At 61.0% G+C, this 16,350-nt stretch carries 21 protein-coding genes; 13 read left to right on the forward strand and 8 right to left on the reverse strand.

The genetic code is table 11. The annotated features are described in order from the left end of the window. Positions 1–67: 67 nt before the first annotated feature. The 3 genes from B2W55_RS02605 to B2W55_RS02615 form a co-directional block, all read right to left on the reverse strand. Positions 68–730, reverse strand: coding sequence for a YqcI/YcgG family protein (locus tag B2W55_RS02605; protein ID WP_244442229.1), 663 nt, complete (start codon positions 728–730; stop codon positions 68–70). 118 nt (positions 731–848) lie between these two features. Next, positions 849–2,141, reverse strand: a complete 1,293-nt coding sequence (locus tag B2W55_RS02610; protein ID WP_024582028.1) for an MFS transporter — start codon at positions 2,139–2,141, stop codon at positions 849–851. Continuing rightward, positions 2,141–2,854 carry a hypothetical protein gene (locus B2W55_RS02615; RefSeq protein ID WP_024582027.1) on the reverse strand — a complete coding sequence of 238 codons (714 nt, stop codon included), beginning with the start codon at positions 2,852–2,854 and terminating at the stop codon, positions 2,141–2,143. The genes B2W55_RS02610 and B2W55_RS02615 overlap by 1 nt, the downstream gene beginning before the upstream one ends. 63 nt (positions 2,855–2,917) lie before the next feature. On the opposite strand from B2W55_RS02615, the gene B2W55_RS02620 reads away from it, so the two are divergent. From B2W55_RS02620 to B2W55_RS02635, 4 genes are all read left to right on the forward strand, one after another. Then, positions 2,918–3,937, forward strand: coding sequence for a GlxA family transcriptional regulator (locus B2W55_RS02620; RefSeq protein ID WP_024582026.1), 1,020 nt, complete (start codon positions 2,918–2,920; stop codon positions 3,935–3,937). 155 nt (positions 3,938–4,092) lie between these two features. Continuing rightward, positions 4,093–5,226: an alpha-hydroxy acid oxidase gene (locus B2W55_RS02625; protein ID WP_024582025.1), complete on the forward strand. Its 1,134-nt coding sequence runs from the start codon at positions 4,093–4,095 to the stop codon at positions 5,224–5,226. 144 nt (positions 5,227–5,370) lie between these two features. Continuing rightward, positions 5,371–5,574: a hypothetical protein gene (locus tag B2W55_RS02630; RefSeq protein WP_029879284.1), complete on the forward strand. Its 204-nt coding sequence runs from the start codon at positions 5,371–5,373 to the stop codon at positions 5,572–5,574. A gap of 427 nt (positions 5,575–6,001) precedes the next feature. Continuing rightward, positions 6,002–6,355 (forward strand): phasin, encoded by a 354-nt coding sequence (locus tag B2W55_RS02635; RefSeq protein WP_024582023.1) that lies wholly within the window; start codon positions 6,002–6,004, stop codon positions 6,353–6,355. 23 nt (positions 6,356–6,378) lie between these two features. Here B2W55_RS02635 and B2W55_RS02640 read toward each other — a convergent pair whose 3' ends face one another. Next, positions 6,379–6,654, reverse strand: a complete 276-nt coding sequence (locus B2W55_RS02640) for a hypothetical protein (protein ID WP_024582022.1) — start codon at positions 6,652–6,654, stop codon at positions 6,379–6,381. 271 nt (positions 6,655–6,925) lie between these two features. On the opposite strand from B2W55_RS02640, the gene B2W55_RS02645 reads away from it, so the two are divergent. Continuing rightward, entirely contained in the window at positions 6,926–7,213 is a 288-nt protein-coding gene (locus tag B2W55_RS02645; RefSeq protein WP_024582021.1) for a hypothetical protein, read from the forward strand. 102 nt (positions 7,214–7,315) lie between these two features. On the opposite strand, the gene B2W55_RS02650 is transcribed toward B2W55_RS02645, so the two are convergent. Next, the gene (locus tag B2W55_RS02650; RefSeq protein ID WP_024582020.1) at positions 7,316–7,501 is read right to left on the reverse strand and encodes a hypothetical protein; all 186 of its coding nucleotides are present in this window, start codon (positions 7,499–7,501) and stop codon (positions 7,316–7,318) included. Between the two features lie 885 nt (positions 7,502–8,386). Between B2W55_RS02650 and B2W55_RS02655 the strand changes: the two genes are divergently transcribed. After that, complete coding sequence (locus tag B2W55_RS02655) at positions 8,387–8,767, forward strand: hypothetical protein (protein ID WP_024582019.1); 381 nt, start codon at positions 8,387–8,389, stop codon at positions 8,765–8,767. A 44-nt stretch (positions 8,768–8,811) separates the two neighbouring features. Next, a complete protein-coding gene (locus tag B2W55_RS02660; protein ID WP_024582018.1) occupies positions 8,812–9,591 on the forward strand; it encodes a hypothetical protein in 780 nt (259 codons plus the stop codon). Between the two features lie 649 nt (positions 9,592–10,240). On the opposite strand, the gene B2W55_RS02665 is transcribed toward B2W55_RS02660, so the two are convergent. Next, entirely contained in the window at positions 10,241–10,531 is a 291-nt protein-coding gene (locus B2W55_RS02665) for a hypothetical protein (RefSeq protein WP_024582017.1), read from the reverse strand. A gap of 112 nt (positions 10,532–10,643) precedes the next feature. Between B2W55_RS02665 and B2W55_RS02670 the strand changes: the two genes are divergently transcribed. From B2W55_RS02670 to B2W55_RS02695, 6 genes are all read left to right on the forward strand, one after another. After that, entirely contained in the window at positions 10,644–10,805 is a 162-nt protein-coding gene (locus tag B2W55_RS02670) for a hypothetical protein (RefSeq protein ID WP_157817297.1), read from the forward strand. 1 nt (position 10,806) lies between these two features. Continuing rightward, positions 10,807–10,974 (forward strand): hypothetical protein, encoded by a 168-nt coding sequence (locus tag B2W55_RS02675; RefSeq protein ID WP_160306631.1) that lies wholly within the window; start codon positions 10,807–10,809, stop codon positions 10,972–10,974. Between the two features lie 91 nt (positions 10,975–11,065). Then, the gene (locus tag B2W55_RS02680; protein ID WP_024582016.1) at positions 11,066–11,509 is read left to right on the forward strand and encodes a GNAT family N-acetyltransferase; all 444 of its coding nucleotides are present in this window, start codon (positions 11,066–11,068) and stop codon (positions 11,507–11,509) included. Between the two features lie 239 nt (positions 11,510–11,748). Beyond that, complete coding sequence (locus tag B2W55_RS02685; protein WP_024582015.1) at positions 11,749–12,975, forward strand: acyl-CoA dehydrogenase family protein; 1,227 nt, start codon at positions 11,749–11,751, stop codon at positions 12,973–12,975. A 10-nt stretch (positions 12,976–12,985) separates the two neighbouring features. Then, positions 12,986–13,540: a flavin reductase family protein gene (locus tag B2W55_RS02690; protein ID WP_024582014.1), complete on the forward strand. Its 555-nt coding sequence runs from the start codon at positions 12,986–12,988 to the stop codon at positions 13,538–13,540. Beyond that, a complete protein-coding gene (locus B2W55_RS02695) occupies positions 13,537–14,223 on the forward strand; it encodes a TetR/AcrR family transcriptional regulator (RefSeq protein WP_024582013.1) in 687 nt (228 codons plus the stop codon). The genes B2W55_RS02690 and B2W55_RS02695 overlap by 4 nt, the downstream gene beginning before the upstream one ends. Before the next feature lie 6 nt (positions 14,224–14,229). Here the strand turns inward: B2W55_RS02695 and B2W55_RS02700 are convergent, their stop codons facing one another. Both B2W55_RS02700 and B2W55_RS02705 read right to left on the reverse strand, forming a co-directional pair. Continuing rightward, a complete protein-coding gene (locus B2W55_RS02700) occupies positions 14,230–15,105 on the reverse strand; it encodes a polysaccharide deacetylase family protein (RefSeq protein WP_024582012.1) in 876 nt (291 codons plus the stop codon). 17 nt (positions 15,106–15,122) lie between these two features. Beyond that, positions 15,123–16,220, reverse strand: coding sequence for an LLM class flavin-dependent oxidoreductase (locus tag B2W55_RS02705; protein ID WP_043855053.1), 1,098 nt, complete (start codon positions 16,218–16,220; stop codon positions 15,123–15,125). Positions 16,221–16,350 lie beyond the last annotated feature (130 nt).

Consider the following 16,350-nt stretch of genomic DNA (forward strand, 5'->3'; position numbering starts at 1 on the left):
ATTTGAACGCCGATTGACATTGCCGGATCGATGGCAAAATCAGTCTTGGTGCCTGCGATGATCTGGGTCATGCCGCCTGTTCCTTGTTCGCAATGGTTGGCGTCTTGTTTTGCGCGAGTTTGGCGAAGGGGCAGCCGGCGCTCGCATTGTTGTCGTCGTGCAGGAAGTACTGCTGATATTCCCGGCCATCGGTCGCGCCGTAGCGGCCGAGGAGCGGGGAGGGGCTCGCGCTGTCATAAGGGACTAGGCGCTTGCGCACCTCTGCGAATGCGGCGGTCGCCGCTTTCTCCGTCCCGAGGATCTTCTCGAACACCCAGCGCGGCTGGAACGTGAGCATGAAGGCACTGGATCGGCGGCTCTGCCGCATCACATGCGCAGGCGTCGTGCACACGACGAAGATCGGCTCACCCGCAAACGAGAACTCCCACATCGGATGGTCGATCTGTTCGGGAATCTCTGATGGCCACGGGTTCTTGTCGAGGCGCGCGAGCTGATCGAGCGTCAGCCACATCTTGCGATAATAGGCGTCGAGCGTCTGTACGGGGCGCGGCCGCGTGAACACGATCAACGAAGTGTTGGGACCAAACGAGCGCGCCTCGGAGACATATTGCGCGAGCTGTTCGCCGAGCACGGCGACGTCATACGGATCGAGGAAGAGGTAGCGGAGCTGGTCCTGGCGATGTCCGGTGACCCCGAACACGCAAGGGAACGGCCGTGCTTCGCTGCTCATCTGTGCTTCAAACTCGGAGAACATCACGCTCTGCCAGCTGCTGACCGGAAAGCTTGACGCAACATCGCCTTTTCTCAAGAACAAGCGCTCCATAACACCCCCTGTACTCATAACGACACTAACGGGCTATCAACTTACTTCTCATCAGCAGCGGTCCGGCAATGCCGGGCAGCGACATGAGGAGCAGAATGACAATCAAGGCGCAGTAGCCGCCGTCACCGATCACGGCTGCGTTGTGCACGGCGTCGGTCCCGGAGCCATGGCTCGCAGCAAGCATCGCGAAGCCAATGATGGGTTGCGAGATGCCGGCGAAGATTCCGGCGGCCGTGGTGTTGACGGAAGCGCCCACGCCGATGAGATCGGCTGTGTAGAGCTTCTTGACGCATTTCAGCACCAGCGGGACCGTGCCGCCGGCGACGAGGCCCAATGCGGTGAACACGACGGTGACGTAGACGAGCCCGAATGTCTGAGCGATCGGCGGCAGCAGCAGCGCGATCAGCAGCATGCGCAATGCGCAGATCTGGATCAGCGCGCGGTCGAGTGCAGCTGCCGCGCGATCGGCGACATGACCCAGGAAGACCGAACCGAGCGCATTGCCGATCATGAAAGCGAGCAGCGGCGTGCCGGCGGCGGTCGGGGAAATATGGAAGAAGTGCGCAACCATCGGAATGCCCCAAACGCCCGACAGCGTCGTCACGACCGCAAAGTGCGAGGCGAACGTCATTGCGCAGCCCCAGTTCGCGACGTGGGCAAGTGATCGCCGCGCGGCACCCACGACGCCTTTCAGCGTCTTGTTGCTGTGCGAGACCGGATCGGGCTTGAGCGCAAGCTTGGCGAAGGCGAGATTGGCAAGTCCGACACAGGCGATGAACAGGAAGCAGGCCCGCCAACCAAAGCCGGAGACTGCGGCGGCCAGCGGCGTGGTGGCAATCACGCCTCCGACATAGCCGGAGACCTGCGAGATGCCCGACATCATACCAAACCGCTCGTCGGCGAAGCTCTGCGCCACGAGCTTCAGGAGCGCGGTGAAGACCAGCGCATCACCACAAGCGACGATCAGGCGCGCGGCAAAGACGTCGAGCAAATTCGGCGCGAGCGCGAACGCCGCGCTGCCGAGCGACGAGGCGATCATGCTGGCGAGGACGACGCGCTTGACGCCGAAACGGTCGACCAGAAGGCCGGCCGGAATCTGCATCAGGGTGTAGCCCCAGAAGTAACTCGAGGCGAGCATCGCAACACCGGCGGCGTCGGTGTTGAAATCATGCATGAAGCTGAGGCTGATGGACTGCGGCGACACGCGCTGCAGAAACGCGATGGCGTAGGCGATCGCCACTGCCGTCCAGGCGAGATAGGCGCGATCGGTGAAGCGCGACGTCGGGGCGTAAACTGCTTGCTGTCCGAGCATCGTCATCAGACCCTCGCGTAACCGACTGAGAAAAGGGCGTCCGCTGAATTTGGAATCTTGCGCGACATCGCGGCGTCGACCAGCGACGCGGTGCCATGATAGGCCTGTCGATGGTGTTTAATGTGGCCGTAAGCGCCACGCATGATCATGTCGGGCAATTCGAGCGGCTTGCCCGGATAGAGCGAGGTGCACATCTCGACACAGGCAGCCTGCAGTGCAGGATCCTGTGCATCGTCGAGCAACGATGGTGACACTTTTTCGCAAATTTTAGCGTTCGCGGCCCAGACGATCGGATTGCGGGTTCGCCAACCATAGAGCACGTTGCCGTCGGCTCGCTCGGCCGCGCCCGAGCACCTCAGCACTTCCGATGTGAAGAAGCCGTAGAAGCCGCGGCCCTGATGCGCCGGTAGCACTTCCGTGCCACTGCGATAGATTCCAAGTCCCGCCGACATCTGCAGGATGCGGTAAACCGAGAAGGCCACAAGGCCCGCGCCGCCATAGACGAGGATCAGGCTGTACTTCTTGTCGAAGGGTGAGGAAGTGGCGGTCCAGTGTGGTTCGCGAGCCTGCCAGTTGATGGCGATGATGCCGTTCATGGCATCCATCAGCGGTTGACGGTCGCGGATTTCCATCCGGGAGGCATCGGGTAGACTGTAGACCGCGTATTCCGTCCACGGCGATTTGATCGCCTCGTACTCGCTGCCCAGATGTCGCGACATCGCAGAACTCCAGCATTCCATCGCGAGCTATACAGGGGGGGCTCGAATGGCTTAAAGGACAATATGCCCTCGAAAACTGCCAAACCGTCCTGGTCTGAGCCGCGCGACAAGAAAGCGACGCGGCGGATCGCGATCGTTGCCTTTCCGGGCGTGACCTTGCTGGATATCTCGGGGCCGGCGCAGGTGTTCGCCGAGCTGGAGGCGATCGAGCTGCCGGGGCCGGACTATTCGCTGGCCTACTTGTCAGCCTCGGGCGGGTTGGTGCCGACCGATGTTGGCATGATGATCGATACCGCGCCGATCGACGGTATCGCGCCTGGCGAGGTCGATACGCTGGTGATCCCCGGTGGACCGGGCATCTGGAAGATCCGCAACGACGCCAAATTGATGGCCTGGATTGCGGAGGCGCTGCCGAAGGCCCGTCGTATCGCGTCGGTATGCCTCGGCGCATTCGCGCTGGCGTGGACGGGAATCCTGGATGGCAAGCGTGCTGCAACGCACTGGCGCTATTGTCCCCGCCTGCAGGACAGCTTTCCCAACATCCGCGTCGAGCCCAATGCGATCTTCGTCAAGGATGGACGGGTCTGGTCGTCGGCCGGCGTCAGCGCGGGCATCGATCTCGCGCTCGCCATGATCGAAGAGGATTTCGGCCACACCACAGCGCTCGATGTCGCGCGCCGGCTCGTGGTGTTTCTCAAGCGGCCGGGTGGTCAGAGCCAGTTCTCGACCGTCCTTGCAGCCCAGGCGTCGGACGTCGAGGGACGTTTCAGCGCGCTGCATGCGTGGATCATTGAGAACATCACGAGTGACCTCAAGGTCGAGACGCTGGCGGAGAAGGCCGGAATGACGCCGCGCACCTTTGCCAGGACCTATGTCAGCCGCACCGGCATGACACCCGCGAGCGGCGTCGAAGCCTTGCGCGTGGAGACCGCGCGCCTGCTGCTCGAAAGCCGGCAGATCGGCGGTGTGGTCGAGGTCGCCAAGCGCGCGGGGTTTGGCGATGACGAGCGGATGCGGCGAGCCTTCCTGCGTCACCTCGGTGTGTCGCCGACCGAGTACCGAAACCGGTTTTCGGGCAGCTAGCTCGCCTCGGCCGAGCTCAGACCGGCCGCTTCGAAAAATCGATCTATCTCACGAGCGAATAGCAGGCCTTCGCGAGCGGGATTCGGCGTTGAAGGTGGTAGCTTTTCCGGTTTGTCTGCGGCTAATGTGCCGGCCAAATCGGGAGAAGAAACACCATGAATGACGGGACCCCCATTCAGCAGGCGCGCAATGTCGAGCTCGGCGCCAGTGGCGAGGAATACCAGAACCTGCACGAATTCGCGCGAACGGCCCGCGCCAAACTCAACCAGAACGCCTGGGACTACATCGTCGGTGCCTCGGAGACCGAGACCACGATGCGCCGCAACAGAATGGCGCTGGATGAGATCGCGTTCCGGCCGCGCGTCCTGCGTAACGTCATCAACGTCGATCCCTCGACCGAGGTCTTCGGACGCAAGCTTCGGCTTCCCGTGATGATCGCACCGGTCGGCGCGCTCGAGATCTTCGATCCGGATGCGGGCGCGGCCGTCGCGCGCGGGGCTGGCAGATTCGGCGCGGCGCATATGCTGAGCTCGGTGTCCGAGCCTGGCCTCGAGAACACCGCCAAGGCGGCGCCTGATGCGCTGCGCATCTTCCAGCTCTATGTGCGCGGCGACGATGCTTTCGTCGAGGACGTGGTCAGCCGGACCATCGACAATGGTTACGCTGCCTTCTGCCTCACGGTGGACACCGCCCATTACAGCCGGCGGGAGCGCGACATCGCCAAGCGCTATGTCCGCGAAAGCCGCATTCGCGCCACCGGTGGCGATTTCCAGAAGGGACTGGAATGGCGGACGGTGAAGCTGATCAAGGACAAGTTAAAGATTCCGCTGATCCTCAAGGGGATCGCCACCGCCGAAGACGCCAAGATCGCGCTCGATCACGGGGTCGACTGGATCTACGTCTCAAATCATGGCGGACGGCAGCTCGACCACGGCCGTGGCTCCATGCACGTCCTGCCCGAGATCGTTCAGGCTGTTGCGGGCCGAGCGAAGATCATGGTCGACGGCTCGATCTGCCGCGGCACCGACATTGTGAAGGCCATCGTCTCGGGGGCCGACCTGGTCGGGATCGGCCGCCTGCAGTGTTTGGCGCTCGCCGCGGCCGGAGAAACCGGCATTGTCCGGATGCTTGAACTGCTGGAGGATGAGGTGATCCGCTGCCTCGGTCTGCTCGGAGCGACTCGCTTCGCCGAACTGGACAAGTCCTATTTGCACCCGGCGATGCCGACCAATCTGCCGAGCGTGTTCAGCGCATTCCCGCTGCTCGATATCGAGCCGTACCGCTATTGAGCGGTTACGAGAGACGCTTGGAGCAATGAGGCGATCAGGGCGCGCGGCACCCTGATCGCTTCAGCTCGCCATCAATCTGTGGTGTCCTTGAAGCTGCCGCGGCAAAGACAAAGTCTGATCCAATTGCCGCACTAGTCGATGCGAATGGCCAATAATCCATTTGCTGAATTTGCACTCGAACGCGCGATCGCCTTGCGCTGGACCTTGCGGGACATCCAGGCCCGACGACTCAAATTGTCACCGGTCAGCGACGAGGATCTGCAGGTGCTCACGGAGCTCGGTCTGGTCGAACTGCACGACGACGAGCCGGTGCTGACAGAGGCGGGGGCAGCAGTGTTGAGCGACTGAACAGGCCGATGGGCTAGCGCGCGTTCAGAAAGCTCTCGCCGGAATTGCACGGCGTGCACTGGTAGGTCAGCACGTCGTAGACTTGATCGCGCGGTTCGATCAGGGCCAGGCGCATGTGCTTGCCGCACTTCATGCACGGCATCTCTATGCTGGTCTTAAATCGGGTGCAGGTCGGTGTCGGCCGAAAGGCGCGCAGCATCGTATCCCCTCATTCCCCAAGAGACGCGAACGCGACCCAAACGAAGTGCTCGAATCACTATGCCACAGTGCTGACATGATTGGAATCGGCCGGCGAGCTGGCCACGTGGTGCAGGTATTTTTTCCTCACGGCAGGAACGGGCGGGGACCGCCGTTGTTGATGATCCGGCGCTGACGCCGTCACAATCTATGCTAACGTCGGGCGGACGATCTTTCAGGGGGCGCGATCATGATTGAGCCGAAGCTTGAAGTTCCTGCCGAGTTGCGCGATCTCGCGGAAAAGACCATCGATCAGGCCGAGCAGGCCTTCAGCCTGTTCTTCGATGCTGCGAGCAAATCGATGACGGCGATGCCCGGCACCGGGACCGAGATTTCCAAACAGGCGCTGTCGTTCACCGAGCAGAATATGCGGGCAGCGTTCGAGCACGCACGCAAGCTGGTGCACGCGACCGACCTGCAGGAAGCGATGCGGATCCAGTCGGAGTTCTTGCGCAGCCAGTTCACCAATGCCGGCGAACATATGCGGCAGATCAGCGGGAGTGTGATTTCCGCGACCAAGGACGCCACCAAAGGCAAGTTCTAGGGCAGGCCTTCGGCAAGCTGTACCTAGCGTCGGCGGGCTGCGGCGACGCCGAGCAGGAAGGCGACGAACAGGCTGGCAAGCGGCGCCTCGCGCGTCACCGCACTCAATGTTGCAAGCGCGCCGCCTGGTCGGCGCGAGGTTGCGATCGCATCGCTGAGGCGATCGGCGGCTGCTCGAAGTCCCTCCGACACCTCGGTGATGGTGCGTGAAACGTCCGTCGCAGCGTCAATTGCTCGCTCGCCGAGGCTGGGCTGTACGAGGCTGGGCTGAAGTGGGGATTCAGGTGTTTCGGAACTCATGTGCGGTGCCGCGATCTCACAGAAGGCAAGGTGGCCGCCACCTTTGGCTATCCGCGCGTGCGCGTGTTCTGAACAGCGGGTCGATGACCTTTGGCTATCCGCGACAGGCGCCGTTATGAACGGCGGGTGACGGCCACACGTCGTAGCAATGCCGCAGCCATGGATTGGTTCCACCAACCAGCCTTTCTTTCTGAGTGGAATGCGGAAACTTGCGTGCGGGTCGCGGCTTGTCTCCGTGGAGGAGACGATCATGGCAACGCACGCGCGCGGGATGACGGAAGGCAGTTCGGCCGGGCATCGAAATCGGCACGGCGGTACGCCGCTGCTGGCCGCGTCCGTGGTCGCAATCCTCGGTGTGCTCGGCATGCTGATCGTCGACCACGGTCCGTGGAGTAAGCCGAAGTTGCAGCCGGCGGCATCCGCCAATTATTCTACGACAGGGGAGGCGGCGCGTGCGGCTGGCGCAAAGGTATTGCCGACCGAGCCCAAGGCATCGATTGAGCCCGTTCCGCCCGGCCCAAGGCCGGCCGAGCCGGCGAACCCGAGCACACCGCAATAGATGGAGCTCGTGCGATTGCATCTCGACGCAGGTGCCTGGATTGAATTGACGCGTCGGGGCACCTCAACGGCACGATACGATCATCGGCGAAGGTTGAGGTGATCAGCGAACGCTGACGAGCATGCCCCACGCTGCGGCGAGCCCCGCACCGACGAGCACCAGCACCGGGCTGTCGCAGAAGATGCCGCCGTACTGGCACATGGTGGTGCCGAGCGAACCGATCTGATGATGACCCGCGGCGTAGAACAGGCCGGACAGCACCGCGAGCACGGCAGCAACGAAGTACATCGGCGCTTCCTCCTTGCAATGAACGTGCGGCTGCGGGTCTGTCTGACCTGCGCCAGCCAAATCGCATCGATGTGGATCCAAATACATGCGCCGTTGCCCCCTTGACGCGTCGGGCAACTCAGCAGCACACCGCCACCATCGCAACAAGCATAGGACGCCTGACCTTGGCTTGCGTTGCGATTCCGGATCACGCGCGAGAATTTCGATTGGGGCGGTTTCCCACCGTCGAAGCCGACGCATCCAATTTTACCGATCGCGTTCAGCTTGTGAAAACGGTTGACTCGTCGGGCAACTCATGAGCATAATCTGAAAATCAGAAATTGTTGAGCCCGCGCGGAGCCATCCGCGACGGGCTTTTTGTTTGCCGTTTCACCAATTGGACGGCGGCCGCAACGTCACGACGCCACATCCTCCCAACCGTCGCCTGAGCGTCGTCTGCGCCGCCGTCCGAACCGTTGAAACGAGTACGAAAATTGGCCGGCGTGCGCGAACGCGCCGGTCCTGCGGCGCGGCGCAAGCCGGCGCCGCCCGCGGCCCCACTCGTCAGGGATAAGGTTCGCGCCCCAAAGATCGCCGCCCGCTGCGCGATCTGCCGCAGGTTTATTTCATCGTCGCATCGCGCGTGATTGGCCAATCAATGGGGGTTACATGACCGCTCATCTGATGTCGCTCCCGCTCTTCTGCACAAAAAATCCTAAACCATGCGCAACAAATGCTCGGGTCGATGGACGCTACCGGCTGCACTTTCTCGTATAACTTTTAGAGGGCAGATATGCACCCCTGATTTGCTTCCGATGACCCTCGAGTATCCTCCGAACTCGCTTGGTTCAATAACGAGCAGTTGAGTGGTGATGGCTTATCTAAATGCTTTCGCGGGGACGATTCATGGACGCCGAGCAGATTTTCAACGCGTTACCGATGATCAATCATCTCTCTACGATTGCTGCTATCGGATGCGTGTTTCCAACGTATTTTCTTCATCTCCGTTCGGCGACTTACAGATTGATCCTGTGTGTGGGGATCGTCTTCGGACTTTCGACGTTCGCGATCGGAATCATGGTGGCGTTCGTTGGCCCGTTGGACGAGTTCGCACGGTGTATTGCAGTCGTTACACTTGCGTCGTTCTCGCCGCTCGTCGTCGTCCTGACCGCAATTCTTGTGGGGATCAAGCGGGTCTCTCGCGTCGTCTTGTGGAACACGGTTGTCTTGACGTGCGTCATTTTAGACTGGGCGGGAGTTTGTGCCTACTTCTGGGCTCTCTCGTAAACATTCGTTCACTGACTTGAAGCTCGTACCCAAAGAGTTTGACCATGGCCTCCGCTCCGTCCTACGGCAAGAAAACTCTGGCCTTGGTCCAATCCATGGCCCCCCAGATCACCGCTGCGGCAGCGAGGTATGGAGTACCAGCAGAAGCCATTGCCGGAGCTTTGGCTCAAGAGCAGTTCGATCAGACCGCAAGCTACGAAAACGAGATGAAGGCTTATCTCTCGTCTCTCTACGCAAATATGTCTCTTGGTAAAGTGTACGCACGGGGCCTGGCAAAGAGCCCATTTAATGCGGAGCGGGGAGCTTCGGACCTCATTCTTGGAGAGTATCGTGCCAATCCCAACGCGATAACGGTTGGATCGGATGTCTGGACGAAGTTGGTCAACCCGCTGCTGGTCGATTACGGCCCGGCCGGCATGAAATTTCACAACGCTATTCAGGCAATTCTGAAAAATCCAGGTGATCCCGCCTTCACGCCCTATACGGAGAGTCTATATTCGGCGGGCGTCGCCTTGCAGAATGGCAGCGACAAGGCGCTGACAGCATCAACGATCGCTGCCTATTTGCAGCATGGTCTTGGCGTTTATCAATCCAACATGAGCGTCGACGGCGATCCGACGACGGGAATCAACGCCTGGAACGGCTTGAGCCCGGAACTGCAACGGGCGTTGCTTGTGCAGTTTTACAAGCAAGATCCGACCCCGGAGCGAGTGCTGAGAAGCAAGTCGAGTGCTGCGCAGCATGGCATTCCCTACGTTCCGCAGATTGGCGCTGACGGAGCTGGCGCGACATATCTGGCAAACCAGGCCGCAGGCGTTAGCTGACGGACCGGCCGACTTTGCGGACCGCTGGAGCGCGGCGCCGGCATCTGCGTCGAGGGGCGTCGCGGCTCGATCATTCGCTGCGCCACCTGATGATGCATCGCAAGAGGAAAGCAGCAAGAAAGCCGCTATTCGGCGCCTGGTCCGTGTGCCGATCGCAGGTGAGGGGCAAACTGCATTCGACGCCGGAGCGCCGGCCGTGCCTTTCGTTCCGTCGGCATCAATCGCGCCTCCCGACAGGCCCGCGACATTCGACGGACGGTTTCCCGCGTCTTATCCGCCGGCCGGCACGCCTTCGGCCTCGACGAGATCGCCGAGCCCATTCAGCGGACAGCCTATGCGATATCTGCCGCCGTCGGTGTTTGGCATTCCGGACAATTCCGGTGTTCCGGAGACGGATTCTAGTGATTGGCTGGCCAGCCTGATCCGGCCACGTCCTCGTCAGTGACCGTCCGGGCCGACCATCTCGGCAAGGCGGCGGCTCGGCGAGTATGCGGTCTTGCCCTATCGGCAGCAGCTTCGTCGATCTTGAAAATTTCCACTGCAAACATCTACGAACCGCTGCAGGTGCTGGCGTATCGCATGTTACCGATCGCACTTAGTTTGTAAGAACAGTTGACTCGTCGGGCAACTCAGGGGCATAATCCGAAAATCAGAAATTGTTGAGCCCGCGCGGAGCCATCCGCAGCGGGCTTTTTGTTTGCCGCTTCACCAATCGGACGGCGGCCGCAACGTCACGACGCCACATCCTCCACCTGCGCCCGAGCGTCGTCAGCGTGCCGCCGTCCGAACCCATTGAAGCAAGCACGAATTGGCCGGCGCGCGCGAACGCGCCGGTCCTGCGGCGCGGCGAAAGCCGGCGTCGCCCGCGGCCCCACTCGTCAGGGATAAGGTTCGCGCCCCAAAAGATCGCCGCCCGCTGCGCGATCTGCCGCACATTCATTCATTCATGGCCGCGTCGCGCGCTGTTGGCCGACTAACGAGGTTTGCATGACGGCCTATCTGATATCGCTCGCGGTCGTGAGTCTGATCGCCATTGCATTGCTGGAGGCGGCATGAGCGCCGAGGTCATCCAGTTTATCCCACGACCGCGCCGGGATCGCGACCAGACGGACTTTCCCACGATCGCATTTCGCGCGGCGTTGCCTGATCCCGATACGGATCGCGCGGACACGGCGCCAAGTGAATATCTCCCGTCCGATTGGCAGGAGAAGTGAGGTGGCGAAGACGATTACACAGCTGCGCGCTGATTTCCAGCACCTCCGGAGGTGGCGACGGAGCGTCGAGCAGGCGCAAAGCTATACATTCAAGGCGGTGATCACGGTTATCGCGACGGGCTTTCTTGGGGCTGTCTGGCTAGGCATCAAGGCCACGCTGGGAAAGTGAATTGCCGATGACAGGTTGCAAATCCGATTGAAGTGCAGGCGACCATGAACCTCGGCACCGTGGCCGAGATTGAGAACTCTCGAGGCGTGGCATGTACCGGATACGTGAAGTCGATACGCAGGACGACGAGGTTACTGACTCGCTTGCCGAGCTTCATGACGTGATATTCTGCGACGGGACCCGCGCACCGGATTTCGAGCAGGGGCACTGGTGGATTGCCTTCCGCGGAGCGGCGCCGATCGCGTTCGCGGGCGTCGTTCCCTCGACCCACGTTGCAAACGCTGGATATCTATGCCGCGTGGGCGTCGTGATGCCGCACTGCGGTCACGGTCTGCAGGTGCGACTTACTCGCGCGCTGGAAGCACGGGCTCGGCGAACCGGCTGGAGTACGATCGTTTCGGACACGACCGATAACCGGATCTCGGCGAACAACTTCATCAGACAGGGATATCGGCTGTTCGAGCCGGTCTCGCCCTGGGCATGGCAGCACACGCTATATTGGCGGAAGGAACTCGTCTGGAAGTCCCCCGGGTAGGGTAAGCTATCTCGAGCAGTTCGATCACGTAGATCGCCCGGTGGCCGAACAGCCACCGGGCCGTTTGCGTTTCAGTAGTCCTGAATGGGCGCCCGCCGGCAGCCGTGGGTTCTGAGCATTGAATTCGCAGACGCGGGCCTGTGCGTCTTGATCTCCGGTGATCGATCGATAAACTCAGCCGCACGGGCCCGATGGATCGCCTGTGCAAACGTCCTGAAGGTCGAGCGAAGGAAGAGACCATGGTTGAGGTTGACCGCGGGCTCGGCGCGGCGGCGCTGCCAAGGCACGATCAGGATCGCTATTCGGCTATGGTCGCGCGAGCGAGGTCGCTCGTGCCGGCCTTGCGTGAACGAGCGACGCGGACAGAAGAGTTACGCCGTCTGCCACCGGAGACCGAGCGGAATCTTCGTGATAGCGGGCTGTTCCGTCTCCTGCAGCCAAAGCGCGTCGGGGGAAGCGAGCTCGACTATGTTGCGCTGGTCGATTGCGCTGATGCGCTCGGGCAAGGCGACGCGTCGGTCTCATGGAATTTTGCCAATCTTGCGAGCCACCACTGGATGCTGGCCATGTTCGCGCCGGAGGCGCAGAACGCGGTGTGGGGCGAGGACCCGGACGCGTTGATCGCTTCGTCCTTTGTCTTTCCCGCAGGCCGTGCGAGGAAGACAACGGGCGGATACCTGCTCAGCGGTCATTGGCCGTTTTCATCCGGGGTAGAAGCATGCGGCTGGAACATGCTCGCGAGCGTGGTTGCCTCCGATGACGAGGCCGACGGTGTCGAGTATCGGTTATTCCTGTTGAACAGGCGGGACTACAGCATCGATGACACCTGGAATGCGACAGGGCTCTGCGGAACCGGATCGAACGACGTTCGCGTTACAGAGGCTTTCGTTCCCGAGCACATGACGGTCACCGTCAACGACCTCGCGGGCGGCCCAACACCAGGCAGTGTGGTCAATCCGAATCCGCTCTACATGCTTCCTGTGTTCTCGTTGTTTCCCTATGTATTGTCCGGAGTGGGCTTGGGGAATGCCCAGGCATGCCTCGATGATTATGTCGAGATCGCGCGACACCGCGCCTCGACGTACAACCGTGCGAAGATAGGAGACTTGCAGAGCACGCAGATCAAGATCGCCGAGGCGTCGGCCAAGATTGATGCTGCGCGGCTCATTATGCGCACCAACTGCGTCGAGGTGCTTGCAGAAGTCCGGCGCGGCGATGTCCCGAACATCGCGGCCAAGACCAAGCTGCGGCGTGATGGTGCGTTTGCCGTCAATCTGTGTACTGAAGCGGTTTCTCTTATGTTTGCAGCGAGCGGGGCGCGCAGTCTGTTCACCTCAGGAGCGTTACAGCGCCAGTTCCGTGATGCACATGCGGTGAACTCGCACCTCGCGTTCAATTTCGACGCGGCGGGCACCAACTACGGCCGGGTGGCGCTCGGACTACCGTCCGAAAACCTGACGCTTTGAGGTTAGCCGGATGTCTGATTCACCCAAACATCCGCCGGATCCGGCCAGCGAACTCGCAAGCGACAGTTCGGCGGTCGATCCACGTGATTTCCGCAATGCTCTTGGTACGTTTGCGACTGGCGTGACGATCGTCACCGCGATGTCTGCCGAAGGTCGGCCGTACGGAATTACATGCAATTCGTTTGCGTCGGTATCGCTCAATCCGCCTCTGGTGCTGTGGAGCCTGGGGATGTTCTCGCAGGGGCTGCCGGTCTTCCAGAACGCCAGTCATTTTTCGGTCAACGTTCTTGACGCATCACAGCAGAAGCTTGCGCTGCAGTTCGCCAAATCATCGGGCGACAAGTTCGCAGGGGTGAACTGGACGCCAGGGCTCGGGGACGCGCCCGTGCTTTCCGGTGTAGTCGCAAACTTCCAGTGCCGTGCCGTCAACCGCTACTACGGGGGAGATCACGTCATTTTCCTGGGAGCCGTGGAGGCCTACGCCTACGGCAGCAACGATCCGCTGTTGTTCGCACGGGGAGGGTTTGGCCGGTTTCTTACGGACGATGGTGAAAAGACATCATGAGCCGAAAGACGCCAGTCAAGCGAGCGCGTACCAAGCAGAAACGACTATCGGCCGATGATCGTCGCAGCGAGTTCGTCAACCAGGCAACCGAGCTGTTTGCGGAGGAAGGATTTGCCGGCGGCACACGTGCTCTGGCGCGCAAGCTCGGCGTGACGCAGCCGCTGCTTTATCGCTATTTTCCAAGCAAGGACGATCTCATCAAGGAGGTGTATCGCAAGGTATATCTCGAACCGCTTGAAATCGGCTGGGAGAAGCTGCTCTCGGATCGGTCGCGTCCGCTTCGCGTGCGGCTGCAAGAGTTTTACGAGATCTATACCGATGCGATCTTCAACCGGAAATGGCTGAGAATCTATCTCTACTCCGGCTTGAAGGGCCTCGACATCAATCGCTGGTATGTCGGCATGGTCAAAGACAAGATCCTGACGCGCATTCTCAGGGAATGTCGCCACGACGCCGGCCTCGCGACACAGAGCCGGCTCAGCGCCGCTGAACTGGAACTTGCTTGGGTGTTTCATGGCGGCATTTTCTACTACGGGGTCCGAAAGTACATCTACGAAGCGCCGGTTCTCGAGGACAAGGGGCAAATGATCAGCGACGCATTAGATATCTTTCTCGCTGGATTTGAGAGGATGGCGGAGGGCGCGACCGATCGCCGACGCGCGCCGATCAAGGTCGCCGGCTGAGCGGCACTACCTCGTCGCCATCTGACCTCGATACCAATCTCCGATCTCGCTTGCCGTCATCAGCGCAACGCCGTCATGGCCGATCACATAATCGAGCAGGGCCTCCAGGTATTTGATGCGGTGGGGCACACCCGTGATGTAGGGATGCACCGAAATTGCCATCACGCGGGCATTCTCCGCGCCTTCGAGATACAGCCGATCGAACTGATCGGTGCAACGGGTCAGAAATTGCTCTGACGGAAGGTGGTGCAGCGCGTGAATGACGATGTCATTGGTCTCGACGGAATAGGGAATCGTCGTCACGGTTCCATGCGGTGTTGCGATGTCCTGAGGAAGGTCGTCGATCACCCAATCCGCTACGTATTCAATCCCGTTGAAGCGCAGGAGATCGAGCGTCTCCTCGGTCTCGGTCAGGCCCGGGCTTTCCCATGATCGCGGCGGCTTGCCGGTAAATCCGGAAATGGTGTCGACGGCGCGCTTGATCGCGTCTGCCTGGTTTTCGACCTTGTGCATCGGGCCTTGGACGAAGCCGTGTCCCATGAATTCGAAGCCGGCCTCAAGCGCTGCCGACGCGACGCGCGGATAGCTGTTGCAGACGTTGGCATTGGCGGCCAGCGTCACCGGTATGGTCCGATCGGTGAGCGCCTTGAATTGCCGCCAGAAGCCAGAGCGCATGCCGTATTCGTGCCACGACCAGTTTGGTACGTCGGGCAGTAGAGGCTGGCCCATCGGTGGGCTGAGCACGGTGCGCGGCATTGCGCTTCCGATGCGCCATTCCTCGACATTGAGGATGACCCAGACGGCAAGCTTTTTGCCGCCAGGCAATGTCAGTTTGGGCCGATCGACCTGCGCCTGGTAGGGGATACGATCAGTAAAGGCCATGCCGAGAACTCCCTGGATCATGCCGATGGACGAGGTGCGGCTGCATTGATCCGTGGTAGCACCTTCTCGGCCATCAGGATCATCGATCGACGGCCAAGCTCGCGATCTTTCCAGTCCTTGCCGGCATAGAGCAGGGTTCCGAAGGAGCCGACCTCTTCGTGGAAGGCGAGCAACTGGTCGGCCACGCTGTCGGGCGTGCCGTAGATGATGAGCTTGTCGCAGATCGACTCAAGAGTGACCTCCGCGTCAGGCTGATCACGCCGCGTCTTGAACAGCTCGAGCCGGCCGCTGCGTTTCAGCTTCGTGAACAACTGGTGATAGTAGTAGACGTAGGGGCTGTCGGGCGACGTGGCATAGGCCTTGGCGGTTGCCGTATCCTTGGCCACGAACACGCTCTTGGCGACGCGCCAATTGGCGGTGTCGACCGGCCGGTTCGCACGTTCGCAACCCTCGGCATATTTGGGCCAGTGGCTCTTCACCCAGGCTGGCATCAGGAAGTTCGCCGAGATCGGGTCCCAGCCGCGGGCAGCGGCTTCCGTGACGCCCTTTGAAAACGGTGCGACCGCGGTCACCACGATCGGTGGATGGGGAGTTTGCAAAGGTCGCGCCACGATGCCTTGGCCGATGTCCTCGATCAGAGTCCGCTTCACCGAGACGTTCCAGTGCTTGCCCTGTAGATCATAGGGCGGCTTGCCGGCCCAGATATCGAGAACCAGGTTGATCGCTTCGAGGAACATCGCGTTGCGGTCGGCATCGAGATTGCCGAAAATTTCTGCATCGGACAGCAACCCGCCAGGGCTGATCCCGAGGATGAAGCGGCCGTCAAGCATGTGATCGAGCATGGCCACGGATGCAGCGACCGCTGCCGGATGGGTGTTCGGCATGTTGATCGTGCCGGTTCCAAGCTTGATCTGCCGGGTTGCGGCGGCGAGCCAGGCAATGAAGGCGATGCAGGACGTGATGTTCTCGGCTTTGTCGGTGACGTGCTCGCCGACATACGCTTCAGTGAATCCAAGCTCATCCGCGAGCAGGAAGGCCTCGCGATCCTCACGGAGCGATTGCCGCCAATCCTTGTCGAGCGGATGGATCGGCATCGTAAAGAACCCGAGCTTCATGATCCGCCTCCCTGCGAGTAGAACTTTAGTTGGCTGGGAACCTGCGTCCTTCCCAACATGAAGACAAGCCCCGCCGCATAAATAATCACTCGATAAACAAACTTGACGTGCGGGGAGGGCCGCCTTCTAA

Source organism: Bradyrhizobium sp. UBA2491, from assembly GCF_002341725.1.
In the GTDB taxonomy this organism is placed as follows: domain Bacteria; phylum Pseudomonadota; class Alphaproteobacteria; order Rhizobiales; family Xanthobacteraceae; genus Bradyrhizobium.